Origin of the sequence: Microbulbifer weihaiensis (assembly GCF_048323715.1) — a bacterium.
Lineage (GTDB): Bacteria > Pseudomonadota > Gammaproteobacteria > Pseudomonadales > Cellvibrionaceae > Microbulbifer.
Window position 1 is genome coordinate 269,834 of the sequence record NZ_JBLWFL010000001.1, and the last position, 19,585, is coordinate 289,418.

At 57.0% G+C, this 19,585-nt stretch carries 18 protein-coding genes; 9 read left to right on the plus strand and 9 right to left on the minus strand.

What is annotated here, in order from left to right:
- The first annotated feature begins 54 nt into the window (after window positions 1–54).
- Window positions 55–1,548, plus strand: coding sequence for a hypothetical protein (locus tag ACNKU7_RS01155; RefSeq protein ID WP_418295117.1), 1,494 nt, complete (start codon window positions 55–57; stop codon window positions 1,546–1,548).
- An 80-nt stretch (window positions 1,549–1,628) separates the two neighbouring features.
- Here ACNKU7_RS01155 and gloA2 read toward each other — a convergent pair whose 3' ends face one another.
- The 3 genes from gloA2 to ACNKU7_RS01170 all read right to left on the minus strand — a co-directional run bounded on the left by gloA2 (window position 1,629) and on the right by ACNKU7_RS01170 (window position 3,871).
- Window positions 1,629–2,018 (minus strand): SMU1112c/YaeR family gloxylase I-like metalloprotein, encoded by a 390-nt coding sequence (gene gloA2 / locus ACNKU7_RS01160; RefSeq protein ID WP_418295118.1) that lies wholly within the window; start codon window positions 2,016–2,018, stop codon window positions 1,629–1,631.
- Window positions 2,019–2,123: 105 nt separating this feature from the next.
- Window positions 2,124–3,068 carry a dihydroorotate oxidase gene (locus ACNKU7_RS01165; protein WP_418295119.1) on the minus strand — a complete coding sequence of 315 codons (945 nt, stop codon included), beginning with the start codon at window positions 3,066–3,068 and terminating at the stop codon, window positions 2,124–2,126.
- Window positions 3,069–3,211: 143 nt separating this feature from the next.
- Window positions 3,212–3,871 (minus strand): DUF1294 domain-containing protein, encoded by a 660-nt coding sequence (locus ACNKU7_RS01170; protein ID WP_418295120.1) that lies wholly within the window; start codon window positions 3,869–3,871, stop codon window positions 3,212–3,214.
- Window positions 3,872–4,110: 239 nt separating this feature from the next.
- Between ACNKU7_RS01170 and ACNKU7_RS01175 the strand changes: the two genes are divergently transcribed.
- From ACNKU7_RS01175 to ACNKU7_RS01185, 3 genes are all read left to right on the plus strand, one after another.
- Window positions 4,111–4,920 (plus strand): LytTR family DNA-binding domain-containing protein, encoded by an 810-nt coding sequence (locus tag ACNKU7_RS01175; protein WP_418295121.1) that lies wholly within the window; start codon window positions 4,111–4,113, stop codon window positions 4,918–4,920.
- 86 nt (window positions 4,921–5,006) lie between these two features.
- Window positions 5,007–5,540, plus strand: coding sequence for a cytochrome b (locus tag ACNKU7_RS01180; protein ID WP_418295122.1), 534 nt, complete (start codon window positions 5,007–5,009; stop codon window positions 5,538–5,540).
- Window positions 5,541–5,552: 12 nt separating this feature from the next.
- Complete coding sequence (locus ACNKU7_RS01185) at window positions 5,553–6,812, plus strand: erythromycin esterase family protein (protein WP_418295123.1); 1,260 nt, start codon at window positions 5,553–5,555, stop codon at window positions 6,810–6,812.
- 53 nt (window positions 6,813–6,865) lie between these two features.
- Here the strand turns inward: ACNKU7_RS01185 and ACNKU7_RS01190 are convergent, their stop codons facing one another.
- The 6 genes from ACNKU7_RS01190 to ACNKU7_RS01215 all read right to left on the minus strand — a co-directional run bounded on the left by ACNKU7_RS01190 (window position 6,866) and on the right by ACNKU7_RS01215 (window position 11,412).
- Window positions 6,866–7,519, minus strand: coding sequence for an FMN-binding negative transcriptional regulator (locus ACNKU7_RS01190; protein ID WP_418295124.1), 654 nt, complete (start codon window positions 7,517–7,519; stop codon window positions 6,866–6,868).
- Window positions 7,520–7,690: 171 nt separating this feature from the next.
- Window positions 7,691–8,098 carry a GNAT family N-acetyltransferase gene (locus tag ACNKU7_RS01195; protein WP_418295125.1) on the minus strand — a complete coding sequence of 136 codons (408 nt, stop codon included), beginning with the start codon at window positions 8,096–8,098 and terminating at the stop codon, window positions 7,691–7,693.
- 129 nt (window positions 8,099–8,227) lie between these two features.
- A complete protein-coding gene (locus ACNKU7_RS01200) occupies window positions 8,228–8,956 on the minus strand; it encodes a hypothetical protein (RefSeq protein ID WP_418295126.1) in 729 nt (242 codons plus the stop codon).
- A gap of 210 nt (window positions 8,957–9,166) precedes the next feature.
- The gene (locus ACNKU7_RS01205; RefSeq protein WP_418295127.1) at window positions 9,167–9,667 is read right to left on the minus strand and encodes a hypothetical protein; all 501 of its coding nucleotides are present in this window, start codon (window positions 9,665–9,667) and stop codon (window positions 9,167–9,169) included.
- 126 nt (window positions 9,668–9,793) lie between these two features.
- Window positions 9,794–10,066: an SPFH domain-containing protein gene (locus ACNKU7_RS01210; RefSeq protein WP_418295128.1), complete on the minus strand. Its 273-nt coding sequence runs from the start codon at window positions 10,064–10,066 to the stop codon at window positions 9,794–9,796.
- Window positions 10,067–10,464: 398 nt separating this feature from the next.
- Window positions 10,465–11,412, minus strand: a complete 948-nt coding sequence (locus ACNKU7_RS01215; protein ID WP_418295129.1) for a LysR family transcriptional regulator — start codon at window positions 11,410–11,412, stop codon at window positions 10,465–10,467.
- 150 nt (window positions 11,413–11,562) lie between these two features.
- Here ACNKU7_RS01215 and ACNKU7_RS01220 point away from each other — a divergent pair, with 150 nt between their 5' ends.
- The 5 genes from ACNKU7_RS01220 (at window position 11,563) to ACNKU7_RS01240 (ending at window position 19,584) form a co-directional block, all read left to right on the plus strand.
- Window positions 11,563–13,008, plus strand: coding sequence for an NAD-dependent succinate-semialdehyde dehydrogenase (locus ACNKU7_RS01220; RefSeq protein WP_418295130.1), 1,446 nt, complete (start codon window positions 11,563–11,565; stop codon window positions 13,006–13,008).
- A 167-nt stretch (window positions 13,009–13,175) separates the two neighbouring features.
- Window positions 13,176–14,489, plus strand: coding sequence for an omega-aminotransferase AptA (aptA, locus tag ACNKU7_RS01225; protein ID WP_418295131.1), 1,314 nt, complete (start codon window positions 13,176–13,178; stop codon window positions 14,487–14,489).
- A gap of 348 nt (window positions 14,490–14,837) precedes the next feature.
- Complete coding sequence (locus tag ACNKU7_RS01230; protein WP_418295132.1) at window positions 14,838–15,626, plus strand: DUF6515 family protein; 789 nt, start codon at window positions 14,838–14,840, stop codon at window positions 15,624–15,626.
- Between the two features lie 171 nt (window positions 15,627–15,797).
- Complete coding sequence (locus ACNKU7_RS01235; protein ID WP_418295133.1) at window positions 15,798–18,089, plus strand: mechanosensitive ion channel domain-containing protein; 2,292 nt, start codon at window positions 15,798–15,800, stop codon at window positions 18,087–18,089.
- 85 nt (window positions 18,090–18,174) lie between these two features.
- Complete coding sequence (locus ACNKU7_RS01240; protein WP_418295134.1) at window positions 18,175–19,584, plus strand: rhomboid family intramembrane serine protease; 1,410 nt, start codon at window positions 18,175–18,177, stop codon at window positions 19,582–19,584.
- Window position 19,585 lies beyond the last annotated feature (1 nt).

Sequence of the window (19,585 nt, forward strand, 5' to 3'; positions counted from 1 at the left end):
TTGCTTGCTTCCGTAGTCATATTTTCCAGCGCTCTGCTGTTTGCTGGGGGCGCCATGGCAGGCAATCTGGCCAAAGATACCTGGCATCAAATTGACAGCGCTAATTTTCACATCCTCACCAATGGTGACCCGGCTGCGGTGCGCACGCTGGCGGAGGATCTCGAGCGCTATCGCGCCGTGGCCCTCGACCTGCTGGGTGCGAAAGATGACGGCACCAAGCTGACCATCTATGCCGCTGCGGATCGCGACAGCTACGCCGGCCTGGTGGGCGACGATCTCGCCGAGCTGACCAACGGCCTGTTCGACACAACGGCGGAGGGCAGCTACGCGCTGGTAAATCTCGACGGCCGTACCGGTGAGCGCCAGCTGGAAGCGCGGGAGTTCCTGTTTCACGAGTACACCCACTTCCTGAGCTACAACGGTACCACCACTCACTACCCCTACTGGTATAGCGAGGGTTTTGCCGAGTTCATGTCCACCATGACCTTTGGCCCCAACAACACCTACCAGATAGGTGCCATCCCCGGCGAACGGGCCATGACCCTGCTGTACACCAGCCCGCTGCCGCTGAAGCAACTGCTGGAAGCCACCGCCTACAATACGCCGGATGAAGACAAAGGCCGGGTGTATGCCAGCGGCTGGATGCTGGCCCACTGGCTGATCATGAACAGCGGCAAGGCCGAGCAGTTCAAGGGCTTTGTGAAGGACTACAACAACGGCGCCGATCCGGTCAAAGCGCTGACCAAGAACCTGGGCATGTCCTTCAGCCAGATTGAAAAGTCGTACACCGCGCGTTTCCAGAACGGCAAGTTCGACCTCGCCCGCGGCAAGGTGCCGGCGAGCTTCAAACCGGCGCGCCCGAAAGTGAAAGCGCTGAGTGGCCAGCAGACCGTGGTGGAGTTGGCGCGTTTCCTGGTGAAGTCTGGCTATAACCTCGAGGGCATCGAATCGATGGTGCGCTACGCGGAAAAGAATGGCCTCTACACCCCTGAACTCAACGCGGTGCGCGCCGATGCCGCTACCCGTGTCGGTGATTTTGCGCGCGCCGAACAGATGCTGGGTCAGGTGTCACCGAGCGATCGCAAGAGCTTCTGGTACCAGAAAGCCGAAGGCTGGTTGTGGCTGAACCGCGAAATGGGCAACTTCGGCGAAGATCGCAATAAAGCGGCTCTGAAGAAGGCGCGTGACACTTTCGTCAACCTGGTCAACAACCAGTCCGAGCAGGCCATGCACTGGTACGGTCTGGCGCTGACCATGGAGATGCTGGGTTACCCGAAAAAGCAGTACACGGAAATGCTGGAGCAGGCCTACCTGCGCGCGCCCCGCGAACAACACATTGCGCAGTGGATGGCCCAGGAGCTGTACAACCAGAAAGACGCGGAGTATTTCGCCCAGGTGGCCCAGCCGCTGATGCTGGAGATGACCAACGAAGCGGAATACAACCAGATGAAGATGATGCTGGCGGAGCTGAAACCGAAGAACTCTGAGGGCCCCAAGGGCGGGGCCAAAGGTACCGCCAAGGATAGTGACAAGCTGTCGGCCCCTTAACCGCCACCGACCGCTGTCATTTGTACACTGGGGAGCCAAAGGCTCCCTTTTTTTGTCCGGCTTCGCGGCAGGTACGGCGCCTACTGCTCATAAAGTTCAAGGGGCAGGCCGTCCGGGTCACTGAAAAAAGTGAAGCGCTTGCCGGTGTACTCGTCTGTCCGCACCGGCTCCACCTCCACGCCCTGCTGTTCGAGCAGGGCCTTGCTCTCTTCGACGGAATCCACCACAAACGCCAGGTGTCTTAGCCCCTGTGCTTCCGGGTAGCTGGGCCTTGCCGGTGCGCCGGGAAATGAAAACAGCTCCACCTGGCCACCGTCCGGCAGTTGCAGGTCGAGCTTCCAGGAGTCCCGCGGCTGGCGGTAATTTTCCGCAAGTATTTTCAGCCCCAGGATTTCGCTGTAGAAATGCCGCGAGCGCTGGTAGTCAGAACAGATGATGGCGGCGTGGTGGATCGCTTTCAGCTTCAGCATGAACTTCTCTGGTTTTGTGCACTCGCCAGAGTCTGGCAAACGAAACGGTGAGCAGGGAAGTAAAACAGATAAGAATCGGGCCGGCCAGCGTGGTGCCGGTGGGGTTCAGTCGAGGGATTTGAGTTTGCCTCGGAAGCTGTCGATATCCCGGTAACCCTTTGCCTGCATGATTGTGGATAACTCACCGGCGATGCGTGCAAAGCAATCGACCCCCTCGCGCATCAGCTGGGTGCCGATCTGCACCGCACTCGCGCCACACAGAATATGCTCGAAGGCGTCCTCGCCGGTTTTTACCCCGCCGCAGCCGATAATTGCAATATCCTCCCGCAGCAATGTGTAGAACTTGCGCACATTGGCCAGCGCGGTGGGCTTGATGAAATCGCCGCCGATCCCGCCAAAGCCGGACTTGGGCTTGATCACCACCGACTCGGCCTGTACATCGATCACCAGTCCATTACCGATGCTGTTCACGCAGGTTACAAACGCGATCGGGAAATCGTTCAGCACCGCCGCCATCATGTCGAAGTGTGGCAAGTCGAAGTAGGGCGGCAGCTTTACCCCTAACGGCTGATCCACATACTCGAATATGCGCTCGAGCAGCGCGCGGCTCTGCTCAAAGTCGTAACCGGTTTGCGGTTTTCCGGGCACATTGGGGCAGGACAGGTTCAGCTCGATTGCCGAGATCGCCGCTTCCCCGGCCAGGGCCCGGACAATCTCGATATTGTCGTCGTGGCTGAGGCCGGATACCGACATGAAATAGGGCTTGCCAAAGGACTGCGCGCGGCGGGCGTACTCCAGGTAATAGCGGTAGCCCTCGTTGGGCAGCCCCATGCTGTTGATGCTGCCCCAGGCGGTCTCCACATAGCGGGGCTCGGGGTTGCCCGCGCGCGGTTCCAGGGTGGCGCTCTTGCTCAGGATAGCACCGGCCTCACTGTTGCCGAGAGCGTCGAGTTCTTCGCTCGTGGTGCACAAAGGGCCGGAGGCGTTGTACAGGCAGGAGGTGAGTGACGAACCGGCGATGGTGGTTGCTAGGGAAACAGAGCGGGGCATAGCGGCGCCTAAATCAGCAGAAACACACAGGGTGACTTCTTTAGGTTCTAGCAGATCCACTGCCCTGCGGCCTGCGCCAGCGGCAGATAAAGCGCGTATTTCCCCGGAGCTTCAACACCCCGGAGCGCAGCCTGTGTTTGTGCTCAGTGAAAAGGGAAGCCCTGATTGTTGCCGAGAATGTCCCGCAGAACGGCAGCGCCATCGGGACTGTGCAGCCAGATCAATGCGCCGATATTGGCCAGCACGGTGAGCCAGAAAATAAACCGGAACGGCTGCTTGCGCGATTTGTGCCGCAATGTCTTCTGTGCCACCAGGGCCCCGGGCCAGCCGCCGGCCAGTGCCAGCAGGTGCAGGCTGCTCTCCTTGGTGCGCCAGCGGCCCTGGCGGGCGGCAGACTTGTCGAGATAATAGAGCAGGTAAGTCAGCAGGCTGAAAACCCCATACGCCAGCAAAATCACCGGCGGCAATTTCCCTGAGGCGACCGAGAGCGCGACCAATCCCAAAAATACCAGGGCAATGACTATTGGCGCTGATTTCCCTTTTTCGCTCCTCTTGTGACTCTGGTGATCCGCCACTTGCTCGCCGGCATAAACTGCGTCGATCGCGCGGGTGCGCCCGCCTTTGTCGGTGGACACCCGGTAAATTACCGTATCGCCCACGTTGGGACGGCGCTGCCGGTTGTGGAAAGCTTTTATATGAACAAACACCTGCTTGCCGCCCGCCATCGGTTCGACAAAACCAAACCCCTTGTCATCATTCCAGTTAACGATTCTGCCTTTGCTACGCTTGCCCTGCTCCGCCATTTGCTGCCTGCTGTTTACCTGTTGCCTGAAGCGCGCGTTTGAACGCGAGCACTGGGGATATAGTGGTTACGGGATGTTGCAGCGATTCACCCAGGGTGTAAACCACACTCGGGCATTTATCGCGTTTGCTGCAGAGAGGTTCCAGGATAACAATACATAAATCAGAGCGATCAGGATTTAAAAGTGCCGGTGTGTTTGCTACCGTACGCGGCCTTTTATGGATTGCGCGCGTGGCTAGGATGGCTAATTTACTTGCGTGGCAATACTGGTCCTCGCCGTATGCAAGGTCGGCGGTGGTCTGGTTTGCCTTCTTCTTGCTGTATAACTTCTATTGCTTCTTCTGGCGTCACTACATAGGTGGAGGCCTGTACGATTTTACCGAGTCGCAAATATTCTGGGTGAAGGAGTGGGGTGTTGTACTGCTGCTGAGCTTTATCGGCCTGAGCCTGGTGGAGCGTACTCACGCAAACAGGCTGGTCAATCTCTCGGTCATCGGTTTTGGCGCTGTGTGCCTGGTGAGCAGCACGTCGAGAATATTTATTGACTACGGGTTCTACGGCACGAACTGGGGGCAATCACTGGTGGTGCTGGCTCCCAAATACCTGATTGCAAGTATGTTTGTGGTCGCCGGCTGGTGGGCCTGCCTGTTGCAACGGGAAGGTGGCCATGGGGTTGATGTGGAAACCGCAGCAGCGCAGGGGGAAACCCTGCAGGTCGAACACCTGGGCGTACCCAGATCCCTGCCGCTCGCACAGATTCAATACATTGCTGCTGCAGGCAATTACGTCGAAATACATGACAAGTTCCACAGCTATGTCCAGCGTGGCACCATCAAGCAGTTCGCTGATCTGCTACCTGATACCGAGTTTATGCGCGTGCATCGCAGTTACATTATCAATCTGCAGAAAGTGACTCAGCTAACCAACGCCGAAAGCGGCGCGGCCAGCATAGTGCTGGAACAGGGGCACAAGATTGCTGTGAGTAAAACGTATAAGCGCGCACTGAAAAACAGACTCGCCCATCTTTTGCCCCACTGCGCTCGTCCCTAAACCGGTCAGTTCATCACAAACCGCTTAAAAACAATGACTTAGGCTCTATCTTTGTTGCCGAAACAATCACCAGCAACGAGGTAGCGATGAACGCAAAAGCACAGACAGGCCACCGCGTCCTGCACTGGGTAATGGCAGGGCTGATATTTGTATTGCTTGGGTCCGGTTATTACATGACCACTGAGAGCGACTACGCGCTCTACCACTGGCACAAGTCAGTCGGGATCGTGGTGGCGAGTCTGCTCGCCGGACGCATCTTCTACCGCCTGATACGGCCCTGGCGATCAACTGTCGTAGGCACCCGGGAAGTTGCGGTCAGAATTTACCATTGGCTGTTGCTTGCCGTGATACTGGCGATGGTGCTTTCCGGGCTGAGCTACAGCGGTTTTGGTGGCTACGGTATCGCGCTGTTTGGGGTAGAACTGCTGCCCGTGAACCCAGGGCCCGGAGGAGAGATAGTGCCGCTCGCGGCTGGGCTCTCGGATTTCGGCCGGAACCTCCATGTCACCACCGGTTATCTGCTCCTGTTGCTGATAGCCATACATATCGGCGCAGCACTCAAACATCACTTTATCGACAGAGATAACACCCTGGTATTTATGCTTAAGGGCCGACAATAAGGAATGTTGACTATGAAATGTTGCCAGATTTTTTTCCTGGGCCTGCTGCTCTTTTGGGGCGCACACCTGCAGGCACAGGCGAACTCACCGATTCCGATGAATGTTGCTGAGGGCGAGGAATTTTCCGATCTGCACGCTTTTGGTGAGGCGGTGGGTGACAAACGCATCGTATTACTGGACGAGCTGACCCATGGCGAGCATGAAAATTTTGCGCTCAAAGCGCGTCTGGTGCGATATCTGCACCAGCACAAGGGCTTCGGCGCACTGGTGCTGGAAAGCGGCTTGTACGACGTGGCGCAGATCTGGCAGCAGCCGGAGAAATCCATTCGCAGCCAGGCACCGGGCAATATTTTTTACATGTACGCAAACAGTGAGCCGGTGAATGCGCTTTTTGATTACATAGACGCACAGCGCAAAAGTGAGCGCCCACTGGAGCTGGCGGGTTTCGATGGCCGCCTCAGTGGTGAGTATTCACTGGCCGGTGTGGGATCTTTTATCAAAGCCTCGTCAGAACGCTTTGCTCCCGAACTGAGTAAAAGTGTGGATTGGCAAGGATACCTGGCGCTAACGCAGCAAGTACTTGCCCGCAATGCCGGGAAGACCACCGAAGAGGAGAAGCTGCAGTATGTGCATACCAGCCATCGTTTGATGGCTGCGCTAAACCAGGCAGATCTTCAGGGCCAGGGTTACGCGCGAGCGGACTATGCGGCGCGGCTCATCCACGGTATTGCGATGGTTGCCCAGAATCTCTGGGGACAGCGCCGTCAGGACGAAAACGACATTGCCATGGCCGACAATGTGCAGTGGCTGTTGGACAACCAGCTCAAAGGCGAAAAGATCATCGTTTGGGGGCATTACGTACACCTGAACTACGCCGGCACGGTGCCGCACCGCTACGACAATCTGGGCAGCCTGCTGCGCCGCCGTCATGGAGATGATATGTACCAGGCGCATATCGCCGCCAGTGAGGGTCGCTATCGCAGTTTTGTGGATATGCAGGTAAAAGCCATTGAGTCGCGCCCCCAGCCCTATGTGGAAAAGACTGTTATTCAGCAGCAGGCGCAAGCCGAAAAAGGCGCTGTGTTCCTTGGGCGGGCAGCCATTGATGAACTGGTAGGGCGCAACCCGAAAGAAGCCGTGTTTTACGGTATGCAGTATGCAGATGTTATCCCCGGCCCGGAATGGTCGCAGTATTGGGACGGGATGTTTGTAGTACCGGAAAGCTCCCCTTCCGCAGCCAGCCCGGGAGGAGAGCTGGCGGAAAGGGAGTAAGCGGTCAATAGGATTGGCTGGGCACAATTGTATTGTGCCCAGCAGGCAGAACGCTAAAACTCTGTAGCTTGTTCTTTTTTGAGCTGGCTTTGCATCAGCCCGACGAGGGTTAATTCTTGAGGTTGCGCCTGCATTGCCAGTCCAGTGATAACGCCCAGTTGATTCTGTTGCGGCTGGTTCTGGCTGAGTTTCCACTTGCCGGCGATTGAAATTACCTCTATTTCCAGCCCGACAATCGCAGGTAGCATTTTTTCGATGTAGCCGACCGGCGCATCAGCGGTAGACCAGGGGCTATCCTGGCTGGCCTCGTGTTGTACAGTCAACTCGTCGATTAGTGCTCTAATCCACTCTGAATCCTGAATAAAGCGCACGCGACCCTTTACGTGTACCACGGCATAATTCCAGGTAGGTACGCCTTTGCCGCTCTCCTGCTTGGTCGGGTAAAAGTTTGGGGATACGTAGCCATTTGGGCCATGAAAAATGGCAAGTATTTCACTGCCCTCTTGGGCTTGCTTCCACAGCAGATTGCCTTTGCTAATATGTGCCTTAAGCACTTTATTTCCTTTGTCCCCTGTGAGCAAAAATGGCAGGTGTTGCGCGTCCAGACCGGACTCGGTGTGAGTGACCAGGGTTCCGAAAGGAAAGTCACGAATCAGCTGATCCAATAGCGCCGGGTCTTCCTGCTGGAAGGCTTTAGGTATGTACATACATCTACCAGGATAGTGTCTATAAAAATTGGTGCCGGGGTTGGTATTCTAGCCGCATCCAACGAAATAACGCAGTTCAGTGATGCCTAATGTCAAGACGTCGAAGAGTGTTAAAATCACCGAAAATTGAATGATCCAGTTTGTGAGTGACCAATTGTCGACAGAGCGGTCTTAGTGCTCGTCCCCGGCGTAAACCCACATCGGCTCGGTGTTGCCTGCCCTTTCAAAGCCAAGCGCCTTGTAAAACTCGATAGCATCACCATCTGCAGTCAGCATTTGCTGGTGAAAATCACCATAAATGTCCTGCATTGCCTGCATCATTTTGCGGCCAACACCTTTACCGTGAAACGCCGGGTCAACCAGCATATGGGGATAGTACACCACCAGATGGCCGTCGGAGATGGCGTTGCCAACGCCGACCAGTACACCTGAAACCCGTGCCGTGACCAGTGTATGCGAGTTGCGCAGGGCTGGGATGAGCCGGTCAGGCTTTTCGGCGGATGACCATTTGTTGGCCCGGTACAGTTTTAAAATTTCATGTTCGGTGATCGTTCCATTGATCTCTATTTCTACATCCATATCTAACTCTGCTTATCGATCTTCTAATTTTGTTTGGTTTTTCATTCCTTCTCCTTATTTTTGAAGGCTTCCTGTGTTTTAGATTTTTTGCCGCTTGTTGGCGCGTTATAAATGTGATTAATTGCTGCCTTATCCCAGACCGAAGAAGCGCAGACCGAGTTTGATTGTGGCGCTGAAGCCTGCGGCTAGAATATAAAAGAGAAAGAATGCTGATGCTGCACCAGCGCCAGTTCCCCAGGTTTTTGCTTTGTTCGAAAGGATTATGAAAAATCCAATAATTCCTAACAGCCAAAATAGCCAAAAACTGTGGGTAAAAAACGGTAAAATGTTGAATGCAGCAAATACAGTAAAAAGCGACATTCCCTCCTTTTTTTCTGAGTAATGCAATGTGTTGGCTAAGACAAGCGCGCCGTAAATAGCGTATGGCCACCAGGACAGCCAGGCGAAGTTAGAGGCAGCTGGCTCGGAAGTAGCGGCGGTTTTATTGGATAAATCTACAATGGCCTTACCATCTTGCACTACCAGCCAATATATCAGCAGAACTATTATTGCCTGTCCTGGCAATTGGTAGAGCAACAGTTCTGGTCCTGTCCTAAGTTGATTAAGACGATGCAGTAGCCTCTGGGCTATCATTCCGCTAAGAATGATCATCATAAGAGATGCGGATACAAGCCAGAAGTTGTCGGTGTAAAAAAATGCTAAAAACGGACTCAGGATCATTATGCTATCGCTAACCTGATAGCTGGAATAGTCAGTTTGTTGGCCAGTAGCGAGGGTGCGGCGATGTTCTTTCATGTCAGCGATAAGACCGACAATGAGAGCGATGCCCACGCTGATTAAAAGGTAGGTTTCTTTCATGATTGGGATACAACTGGGGTTGTAAAAGTGTTTTTTAGTGTATTGATCAGTGCTATATAAACCTTGAATTCATAGGTTTGCCGAAAATTTGGATGTCCACTTTTGAATGCGCATGAAGGTCCTTTTAGTGCTGCCAAGTTAATGAGGTTGGAATGTCTGTATCAGTTTGTTGCTGACTCACCTTTCCGCAAGTATGAAAAAAAGCCACTTCTACTCCTGTATTGATCGTCTTGAAAGTCTAATTTTAGAGTGTGTTGACTTGTCAGACTTAATGTAACTCTCAGATCTGGATATCGTGTTTTCATCTATGAATTCAAATTCCAGCCAGTTCTGATGGTTGGCCTGTAAGCTATCAAGATTAGTTGCATCAAGGAATTCGAATGAGGGGGCATTTATGTTGCCTGAACTTTTCAGCTTTAGTCTGGGTTGGTTGCCTTGGGGACAATAATGTGTAGCAAGCAGGTTTTCACCATCTAGGTGGTACATCGTCATGGAATGCGATGCGCCTTTGTAGACCCAGTTTTCAACTAGTACGCTACCATTGGCGCTGAGATGAAATGAAATGTAAAAAGTTTCCCCATCGCTGCCCTCTTTATTCCAATCTCCGACGAGCGTTTTCAACTTTTGGAATGAATCAGCAGCGATATTTGTCTGCTCGGCAATGGCAGAAGTGCATATTAGGGCAAGGAGGATTACCCAGAAAGGTTTCATTGAGTCAATTCCTTATGACGATTTGATTTTGGTTTGTATGTCCTAATATTTACAGCGAATCTACGGGTGCTTCCAACGACAACAGCACGGCTGTCGCCAGTGGCAGCCATGCGTACTCGCTAAAATTCACCGATCAGTCTCGCCTGCTTTCCCCGCTTCAAGGATGGGAGGCCCGGCTTCTGTGGGAATATATATTCTCTCGCCTTTGCCTTCTTGAAGGCCCTTTATCCATATATAGCGTGGGTATTCCTCATTGTTCTTGGGAGATTCCCCGATAATCCTGTTCGCCTCGGCCACTGCCTTGGCTCTTTTTATATCTGCCAAACCCTCTGCCTTTGCATGAGCAACGTTTGCCTTGTCCTCTGCTTCGGCAAGGGTGACTTTGGCTCTGGCCCGCATTAAGGTGGCTTGCTCGCGGGCCTTTGCTTCTTCAATGAGGGTCTGCTTTGACCATTCCGCTTCCTTAATTGAGAAAGGGGAATCCAGAGCGAAGCTCTATTTTGAGCTGTTTTTATGTTTTATTTAACGGGGAGCGTTGAAGTCATCATTCAAAACAGTTTTCGACTGATACGCGACTTTTTGAAGGTAAAGTATTTTCGCCGGGTCCTCTGTGGTCGCTAGCTCAATATTCATGTTTATGCTGAATTTAACGGCGTTTCGTGTAATACCAGTGTCCTGGCCAAAGCCGCCATTTCCTAACCTCAATAGAACTTAGCGGTTTATTCAGTAGTGAGCGGATGTATCACCATATCTGTTTGCGGGTACATGCTCTTGGGCATATATAGGAACATCTCTATCTACGCTTTCACTACCAACTCCTCCAAAAACAATCTTACCTTGGGCTGCTCTGCCGCACTGCTTTTGAATGTAACCGCATTTTGTATCTGATAACAGAAACGTTGTGGGAACAGTGTTACCAATTGGCCATTCTCTAGGTACTGATGTGCCAAGTATTGCGGTAGGAAACCGATGAACTTTCCGGACAGGATCATCGCCAGCCGCGCGGCCATGTGGTTGGCAGTGGAGCGGTTGGGGAACAGGCGGTACAGGTGCGCCGCGCCAGAAAGTACCGCGTGGCTGGGGGCCGCGAGTTCCTGTTCGGTCAGGGTTTCCTCCGGCAGGTTGGGATCCATGGCGCAGGGGTGGGTGGCACCGCAGTAGAGCATCGACTGGTGGCTGAACAATGGCTGGTAGCTGAGGCCGGGGCGGCGTGAATGCAGTGGGTTGATGCCCACATCGGCGCGGCCAGCGAGGATTTCCAGCTCGAGTTCCTGGGGCGCAGCGAGCTGTACATTCAGCTTCAGCTGCGGCGCGCGCTCGCGCAGGCGCGCGAGGGTTGTGGGCAAATTCAGCTGGGGGATATCGAGGACATCGTCGGGCAATACGATGCGCAGCTCCCCGGTGAGTTGCGACTGGATGGCGTTGACCTGGCTCTTGAACTGGGCGAGATGGCCGTCCAGCTCTTCGATGGCCTGGAACAGGGCTTCGCCTTCCGGGGTGAGCTTGAAGTCGGCACGGCCGCGCGAGCGCAGGCACAGCTGCATACCGAGGCGGGTCTCCAGGTCGCTCAGATGCACGCTGATGGTGGAGCGGCTGATATTCAGCGCCACTTCCGCAGGCGCCAGGCCGCCCGCGTGCACCACTTCGCGAAAGACCCGCAGCAGGCGGAGATCCATATCGCTCATGCGCCCGGAAAGGGCGGACTTGGCGGGTTGTTTGGGGTTGGGGCTGGATTTTGAGGCCACGGGCGTCACCACTTGTGAGTATTGGCAGGGACGTTAGCGCAAAGTTTGGTTTTGGTAAATTTTAGTTTCAAAAATTCTACTATTCGCGGCTGAATACCCGGTCCAGAATCCCTGCATACGTTGAAATCAGTGATTTTTAAGGGGTATTCGATGGAACTGAACAATAACCAATTGTTGAAAACCCAAAACTATATCGAGGGCCAGTGGCGGGATGGCGCCGCGAAGTTGGCGGTTACTGACCCGGCAACCGGCAAGGTGCTGGCGGAAATCGCCGATGGCACCGCCGCTGACGCCGAGCAGGCGGTGGCCGCGGCCCATGCGGCCTTCCCGGCCTGGAGCCGCAAGACCGCCGGCGAGCGCGCGGCGATACTGAAGCGCTGGTACCAGCTGATTGTGGATAACCGTGAAGACCTGGCGCGCCTGCTGACCCTGGAGCAGGGCAAGCCGCTGGCGGAAGCCCTGGGCGAGATCGATTACGGCGCCTCTTTCATTGAATGGTTTGCTGAGGAGTGTCGCCGCGCCTACGGCCAGACCATTCCGACGCACAATGCGGGCATGCGCCTCTCCACCATCCGCCAGCCGGTGGGTGTGGTGACCTGCATCACCCCGTGGAACTTCCCCAACGCGATGATCACCCGCAAGGCGGGGCCGGCGCTGGCCGCAGGCTGCACCGTGGTGGTGAAACCGGCGAGCGAGACGCCGCTGTCGGCCCTGGCGCTGTGTGCCCTGGGTGAAGCGGCGGGTCTGCCGGCGGGTACGCTGAACGTGGTGGTGGGATCCGATTCCGCGGCCATCGGCAGGGTGCTGACCCAGGATCCGCGCGTGGCCAAGTTTACCTTCACCGGTTCGACGCCGGTGGGCAAGCTGCTGATGGCGCAGTGCGCGAGTACGGTGAAGAAGATGTCCATGGAGTTGGGCGGTAATGCGCCGTTTATCGTGTTCGACGATGCGGATATTGATATGGCGGTAACCGCATGCATGGCGACCAAGTTCCGCAACGCAGGTCAGACCTGTGTCTCTACCAACCGCATTTATGTGCAGGAGTCGGTGCACGATGCGTTTGTGGATAAGTTGGCGGCGGCGATTGAGAAGCTGCAGGCGGGTCACGGCCTTGAGGAAGGCACTACACTGGGGCCGTTGATTTTCCGCCGCGCGGTGGATCGCGTGCACGGTCTGGTGGAAGAGGCAGTGGCCAATGGCGCGAAGCTGCGCCTGGGCGGTGATTTCCTGCCGAACGGTGAGAACTATTACGCGGCGACGCTGCTGACGGATGTGGATGACGCGATGCGTATTTCCCATGAGGAGATTTTCGGCCCGCTGGCGGTGGTGCAGAAGTTCCGCGAGGAAGAGGAAGTGATCCAGCGCGCCAACAATACGCCGTTCGGGTTGGCGGCGTATGTGATGAGTGAAAACATCCACAGGGCGAATCGCGTGGTCGAGGCGCTGGAGTACGGCATGGTGGCCTGCAATGCGGGTGTTTTCTCCACCACAGTGGCGCCGTTTGGTGGCATCAAGGAATCCGGCATCGGCCGCGAAGGCGGCGTCGAAGGCATGGCCGAATTCTACGAGACCAAGTACTGCTGTTACGGGGTTTGAGCCTGGTCGCGACCCGCTGACTGTCCAAGACCTGTTGTAGCGGCAAAGCGCCGGGGATCGTTTTTCGAAACCGCTGTAAACCGATCCCCGGTGCTTCGCCTTCGTTTCTGACCCGGTTACTGCGTCAGAAAAACATTGAAAATTACTTAATGAACTCGGAGCGAGTCATGTCCGAACTGAATACCAATGCATTCTGGATGCCCTTCACCCCAAACCGCTCTTTCAAGGCGGCGCCGCGTATTGTTGAGCGTGCGGAAGGCATTTACCTGTTTGAAAAATCCGGCCGCAAGATCATTGACGCTACCGCAGGCCTGTGGTGTTCCAACGCCGGTCACTGCCGCAGCGAAATTGCCGATGCGATTCACCAGCAGGCTCTGAAGCTGGATTACAGCTCCATTTTCAATTTTGGCCACGAACTGAGCTTCGAATACTCCGAGCGCCTGGTGCAGTACACCCCCGACGGCCTGAACAAGGTGTTCTTCGGCAACTCCGGTTCCGAAGCGGTGGAGTCTGCGCTGAAGATCGCGCTGCAGTACCAGCGCGCGCGTGGCAAGGGCAGCCGCACCATGTTTATCGGCCGCGAGAAGGGTTACCACGGGGTTAACTTCGGTGGTATTTCTGTCGGCGGTATCGCACCCAACTACCAGAGTTTTGGCCAGCCGGTGAAGGCGAATCACATGCGCCATACGCTGGATATTGAGCGCAATGCCTTCAGCAAGGGCCTGCCGGAGCACGGGGTGGAACTGGCGGAAGACCTGGAGCGTCTGGTGGCCTTCCACGGTGCGGATCAGATTGCCGCGGTGATCGTGGAGCCATTCTCCGGTGCCGGTGGTGTGGTGCTGCCGCCGAAGGGTTACCTGCAGCGCCTGCGCGAGATCTGCGACAAGCACGATCTGCTGCTGATTTTTGACGAGGTGATTTCCGGTTGGGGCCGTACCGGTTCGCCGTTTGCGTCGCAGGAATTCGGTGTGGCCCCGGATATGATCACGTCCGCAAAAGGCATCACCAATGCCACCGTGCCGCTGGGTGCGGTGTTCGTGAACGACAAGATCTACAACACCGTGGTCGACGCAGCGGCGGAAGGCATGGTGGAGTTTTTCCACGGTTATACCTACTCGGCGCATCCGGTGGCCTGTGCGGCCGGTATGGCGACGCTGGATATCTACGAGCGCGAAGGGCTGCTGACCCGTGCCGCTGGCGACATCGGTAAGTACTGGGAAAATGCCCTGCACAGCCTGGCTGATCTCGACAATGTCATCGATGTGCGCAATTACGGTCTTGTCGGCGCGATCGAACTGCGCGCGCCGGAAAACCTCAAGGGCAAGTTTGGGGCCAAGGCGTCGGCACTGGCGTGGGAAGCGGGTGTGATGGCGCGCGGTATCGGCGATGCGCTGTGCATGTCGCCGCCGCTGATCATCGAAACCCACGAAATCGATGCGATCGTGAGCAAGCTGCGCGACGTTATCGCCGGTCTGCGCTGATCTTTCGGCAATTCCTGCGCAAGTCGCTCGGGGTCGTCCTGACACCCGAGTGCATGATGCGCTGAGGCCAATCGTTATTTTGAATTGGGCTCAGCGATACTAGACTAAGGGTGTAGTCGGCTGTGTGCCACAAGTGCGGAGCTACAATGAAGTGCTTGTGCGCTATGACACAAATCGCCGGTCTCATGAGAGAGGGCGGCGCTGCCGACTACCCTTTTTAGCATTGTGCAGCCGTTGCCGCCTGCCTGCGGGGAGGCGGCAGTGGCTGTGCGGTGCTGCTTAACTGCAGACTGCAGTCTTTTCCGCGGGGGCGATGATACTACCTGACCAAGTTGTACTGAGGTGGTCATGGCGCTTGCCCGACATTTCCTTGTGATTCTTCTTCTATTGGTTTTCTGTGCCGGTGCGCAGGCCCAGTCCTCTGGCCAGTCAAGCCTGGAGGCGACCGACGATTATCAGCGCGATCCCAACCGGTTGCGTTCGCTGCCGGAGTCGGCAACGAAACTGCAGCTGAGTGGCCAGACGTACTATTACACGGGTGGCTATTTTTACCGGCGCGAGGATGACGGATATCTGCGGGTGGAGCCGCCGCTGGGGGCGAGGCTGAATTTTCTGCCCTATGGCAGTGCCGGATTCGACATAGACGGGCAGCGCTTTTATCTCAGCGGCACCGGAACCTTCTATCGTTTCGACCCCCGTCGCGGCACCTATACCGTCACTACGCCACCCTACCAGTGGCGGCGCTATTACGGCGGCGGCGCTATTGTTGGCGCCTATGAAGATCGCCTGTACGGTTACGAGGCAGAGCTCGAGGCCGAGAAGCTCAAAGAGCGCATCGGTATCCCCCGTGCGTACCCGCCTCCTGCAGTCGATGACGAGCAAGTCGTGCCTCTGGTGGAATCCGAGCGTCGCGGCGTCTATCGCGATCCGCGCCGCCGCCCGGGACGACCCTACGCAAATGTTCGACCGGATTATGATTCTGCCGGCGAGCGCTATGACGACCGCGCTCTGCTGGAGAGCGCCTGCCGCGAACAGGCGGCCACCGCTGCCCGGCGAGGCAGTAGCCTGGAAAGCCAGCGCCTGCGGCTATACCGGCGCGCCTATCGCGATTGCATTCAGCGTTTCGAGCCCCGATAAGCGCTTCGCCTGCTCATCTACACTGTGTGAAGGTCGTGCGGCCCGGTGAACAGGAAAGGAATCTGTATTCTCTGGATCTGCTTGCTCAAGAAAGGCGCGCGGCTTTGCTGCGGCCGGCCATAGCCAGGGCCGGTCAGTGGCACGCGTACAACTGCCTGAACAGGGACGTCGATGGTCGTCATTCCCACCCGAGAACTTTTCCACCCCGGTAGCCTCCTCCGCCAGTGCCTGCTGTGCGCGTGTGTGACCCTGTTCATGTTGCTGGCCGCCGCGGCCTCGGCGCAGCTGCCCGGTTCTGCGCCGAAAGAATTTTCTCCCGTCATCCCCGATTTCGATAACCTCGCGGCCGACTGGTGGACAGGCTGGCCGGACGCCAAGCCGGATCAGCGCAAGCAGTGGCTGGCGGACGTGGACAAGGCCTGGCGGGAGTGGAGTAAAAACCTGCCGGAGGAGGAAGATCTGGCCAAGCAGGTTGCCTCGGTCAACGTGCGCATCGATGGCATCCGCAATACCTGGGTCAAGCGTGAGCAGCTGAAAAAAGTGGGTGTATTGCAGGATGTGGAGTTTCCTGACACACCGAGCATCCTGCAGTGGGCGCAGGCCGACGCCGGTGTTGCGCGCGGCCGGCAGCGCTATAACGGGCTGCAGCTGGAAATGTCGCAGATGGATGAGAGCGTCGCCCAGTCACTCAGCCGCCTGCGGGAAAAGGTGCTGGAGCTGCGGGATATCGGCAAGAAAGACGCCGACCATCTGGTGGCGACGGTCGCACTGTTTTATGCCCAGATCGCCCATTTGCAGACGCTGGAAGAGCAGCGGATGCTGCGCGAGCAGCTCACCGCGTGGGGCGACGAACTGAAATTTGCCGACACCGAACTGAAGCGCATGCTCGATGAACTTCAGTACAGTGAGGAGGCTGACAAGCGCCTGCAGAAAGCTCAGAGCGCGGAAAAGGGCACACTGGAGGAGCTGGCCAAAGAGCGCAGTGCGGCGCAAAACCTTATCTTTGAAACCTCCGATGCCACGGTGACCCTTCAGGAACAGATCAAGATCATGAATTACAGCGTCGAGGCGCTGGCCAACCGTCTCGAACTGCGCAAGCAGGAACTGCTGCTGGCAATGAACAGCGTGCTGCAGCCGGATGCAAAAAAGCAGGAGCTGTCGCTGAGCAAGGATCTGGTTCCAAAAACCCAGAGTATCCGTGAGAACCTGACCCGGCAGTTGAATATTCGCCAGCGGCAGATTGTCGCCTGGGCCGGCGAAGACGCTAAAAGCATGAATAAATGGTGGCGCCAGTTTGAAAAGGTCGACAGCGGTCTCAGCCGAGTGGGCGACCTGATCAACGATGTACAGCGCTACGAAAATGCGCAGCTCTACGTTTACCAGCGCCAGCAGGGCTGGTGGCAGACGCTGGGGGATCAGATTGGCCACCAGCTGAGGGATATACGCAACAGCTGGCGCAAGCTTGCCAATTACAAGCTGTTCACCATCAGTGAACAGCCGATCACCCTGCGGGATATCGCGCAGATGATTCTGGTGATCATCGGCGCCTGGGCGGTGTCGCGCCTGCTGGCGTGGTTTTTCCGTCGCATGGTGCGGCGCAAGCGCACCAGTGAGCATGTCGCCTACAACCTGGAGCGGGTGTTCAACTACTGTATCGTACTGATCACCTTTCTGATCGTGCTCAGCATGGTGGGCCTGGATACTTCCAAGCTGACCCTGATTGCCGGGGCCCTGTCGGTGGGCCTGGGTTTCGGCATGCAGGCGATTTTTTCCAATTTTATCTCCGGCATTATCCTGCTGTTTGAGCAGCCGTTGCGGGTCGGGGATCTGGTGGAACTGGAGTCCGGGGTGTTCGGGCGCATCCGCGACATCAATGTGCGCTCGACCCGCATCACCACCCGCGACAATGTGGACATCCTGGTGCCCAATTCAGAGTTTGTCACCGGGCGGGTGACCAACCACACGCTGGAAGACCCGGTGCGGCGCATCCATGTGCCGTTCGGCGTGGCCTATGGTACTGACCCGGAGGTGGTGCGCGAGGCGGCCATGCAGGCGGCAGAGCGGGTACCGGTGACCTTCAGCAACTGGCAGCGCAAGACCGAAGTGTGGCTCACCGGCTTTGGCGACAGCTCGCTGGATTTCAAGCTGGTGGTATGGGTGAACAGCAATGCGGTTTCTTCCCTGGGTGACCTGGCTGCCATGTACAACCTGGAACTGCTGCGGGAGTTTGACGAGCGCGGCATCGAGATTCCCTTTCCGCAGCGGGATGTCCATGTGCGCAGCTGGGGCCCGCCGGTGCCGGGTGTGGCGACGTCGCACAGCGAGAGTATTTCAGTTCCCCACGCCGGCTCTGCAGGTGTCGAGGACTGGCATGGCGATGAGGGCGCCGGTGACGGCTCCGATGACGCGGGAGGCGGGGATGACGGCGCCGGCGGTGAATCCGGAAGCGCTCCCGGTCATTAGGCCACTGGCCGCGCGCCGACTGTTGGTGATCCGCGCCGCGACCTGTATTCTGGGCCCTGACTAAAAATTCCTCAGGGACGCGTCTGTGCTGATCATTCCTATCCAGAACAAACCCGACTGGCGGCGACCGCCTCTGGTGTGTTTTGCGTTGATCGTCATCAACCTGCTGGTATTCGTGCTCTATCAGGGGGGCGACGAGGCCCGCTGGCAGCAGGCGGAAGATTTTTATTTCGACAGTGAATTGCCCGAACTGGAGGAGCGCCGCTTCTTCGAGTTTGTCGACCTGGAGCACCCGGAGTGGCGTACCCAGGCCCAGGGGGCGGGCGAAGAATTCATATACCAGCAGCTATTGTGGAGCCACGAGTTTCACCATTGGTTATTGCCGCGGTTGCAGGCCGAAGGTGAGCAGCAGTGGCTGCAGCAACGGCGGGAATTTGCCGGGTTGCGGGATCGGCTCTCCAGTTTTGCCTACGGCCTGACCCCGGCGGAGCCGACTGTTCAGGGCCTGTTCGGGCACATGTTCCTGCATGGCGGCTGGGATCACCTACTGGGGAATATGATCTTCCTGCTGTTGTTTGGCCTCTCGGTGGAGTTGGCCCTCGGGGCGCGCTGGTTTATCGGGCTTTACCTGCTGGGCGGCCTGGCGGCGGCGGGACTGCACTGCCTGGTGGAGGCTGGTAGCCGGATGCCGGTGATTGGCGCATCCGGGGCGGTGTCTGCAGTTATGGGCATGTTCGTCGCGGTTTACGGGGTGCGCCGGCTGCGTTTCTTCTACACCCTGGGTTTTGCATTTGGCGAGTTCAGCGCGCCGGCGTTGCTGGTATTGCCGCTGTGGCTCGGCAAGGAAGTCTTCGGGTACCTGTTTGGCAGTGACAACATTGCCTACTGGGCGCACTTCGGCGGGCTGGTGGCCGGTTTTGCCGCTACCATGCTGCTGATCCGCCTGCGTCCAGCGGAAACCCTGCATGTCGAGGAAGACCTGCCGCCGTCCCCGGCGCAATTGGCACTGGCGCGTATCGAGTCCATGCAGAATCACGGCAAGTTGCTGGAAGCGGGGCAGGCCGCCGCCGCGGTGATCCGCCAACACCCAGAATCCCTGCCGTTAATCCACAAGGGCATCGAGCTCTCTGCGCTGGCGCCCAATTCCGAGGCGCATCATCGCGCCTGTATGGCGCTGTTTGCGCTGGCACAAAAGCCCGGTGGCGACTTTGTGCCCATCGCGCAGGGGGTAAGGGATTATCTCGGGCGCACCGCGGTGCCGCGCGCGCTGACGGTTAAAATCAGTCTGGTGCTGGCACAGCGTGCGGCACAGGAAAAAGACTGGGCGCTGGTGGAAGAGTTGCTGCAACGGTTGGTGGCGCGCCAGCAGCGGCACCCGCTGATGGCGCGACTGGCGCAGGGACTGGTAAACCACTACCGCCGCTGTGGTGATGAAGAGCGCGCTCGGCGAGCAGTGGCACTGGCTCAGGCTTCTGTTCTGGCGGCGGCGCAGTAAA

Bases quoted from the DNA above. Each gene is read 5' to 3' on its own strand.
- ACNKU7_RS01170 (WP_418295120.1), bottom strand. From the start codon at position 3,871: ATGGCGGAGCAGGGCAAGCGTAGCAAAGGCAGAATCGTTAACTGGAAT.
- ACNKU7_RS01210 (WP_418295128.1), bottom strand. From the start codon at position 10,066: ATGCGGGCCAGAGCCAAAGTCACCCTTGCCGAAGCAGAGGACAAGGCA.
- ACNKU7_RS01230 (WP_418295132.1), top strand. From the start codon at position 14,838: ATGGCGCTTGCCCGACATTTCCTTGTGATTCTTCTTCTATTGGTTTTC.
- ACNKU7_RS01175 (WP_418295121.1), top strand. From the start codon at position 4,111: ATGGCTAATTTACTTGCGTGGCAATACTGGTCCTCGCCGTATGCAAGG.
- ACNKU7_RS01235 (WP_418295133.1), top strand. From the start codon at position 15,798: ATGGTCGTCATTCCCACCCGAGAACTTTTCCACCCCGGTAGCCTCCTC.
- ACNKU7_RS01190 (WP_418295124.1), bottom strand. From the start codon at position 7,519: ATGTACATACCTAAAGCCTTCCAGCAGGAAGACCCGGCGCTATTGGAT.
- ACNKU7_RS01220 (WP_418295130.1), top strand. From the start codon at position 11,563: ATGGAACTGAACAATAACCAATTGTTGAAAACCCAAAACTATATCGAG.
- ACNKU7_RS01195 (WP_418295125.1), bottom strand. From the start codon at position 8,098: ATGGATGTAGAAATAGAGATCAATGGAACGATCACCGAACATGAAATT.
- ACNKU7_RS01165 (WP_418295119.1), bottom strand. From the start codon at position 3,068: ATGCCCCGCTCTGTTTCCCTAGCAACCACCATCGCCGGTTCGTCACTC.
- ACNKU7_RS01185 (WP_418295123.1), top strand. From the start codon at position 5,553: ATGAAATGTTGCCAGATTTTTTTCCTGGGCCTGCTGCTCTTTTGGGGC.
- ACNKU7_RS01200 (WP_418295126.1), bottom strand. From the start codon at position 8,956: ATGAAAGAAACCTACCTTTTAATCAGCGTGGGCATCGCTCTCATTGTC.
- aptA (WP_418295131.1), top strand. From the start codon at position 13,176: ATGTCCGAACTGAATACCAATGCATTCTGGATGCCCTTCACCCCAAAC.
- ACNKU7_RS01205 (WP_418295127.1), bottom strand. From the start codon at position 9,667: ATGAAACCTTTCTGGGTAATCCTCCTTGCCCTAATATGCACTTCTGCC.
- gloA2 (WP_418295118.1), bottom strand. From the start codon at position 2,018: ATGCTGAAGCTGAAAGCGATCCACCACGCCGCCATCATCTGTTCTGAC.
- ACNKU7_RS01180 (WP_418295122.1), top strand. From the start codon at position 5,007: ATGAACGCAAAAGCACAGACAGGCCACCGCGTCCTGCACTGGGTAATG.
- ACNKU7_RS01155 (WP_418295117.1), top strand. From the start codon at position 55: ATGGCAGGCAATCTGGCCAAAGATACCTGGCATCAAATTGACAGCGCT.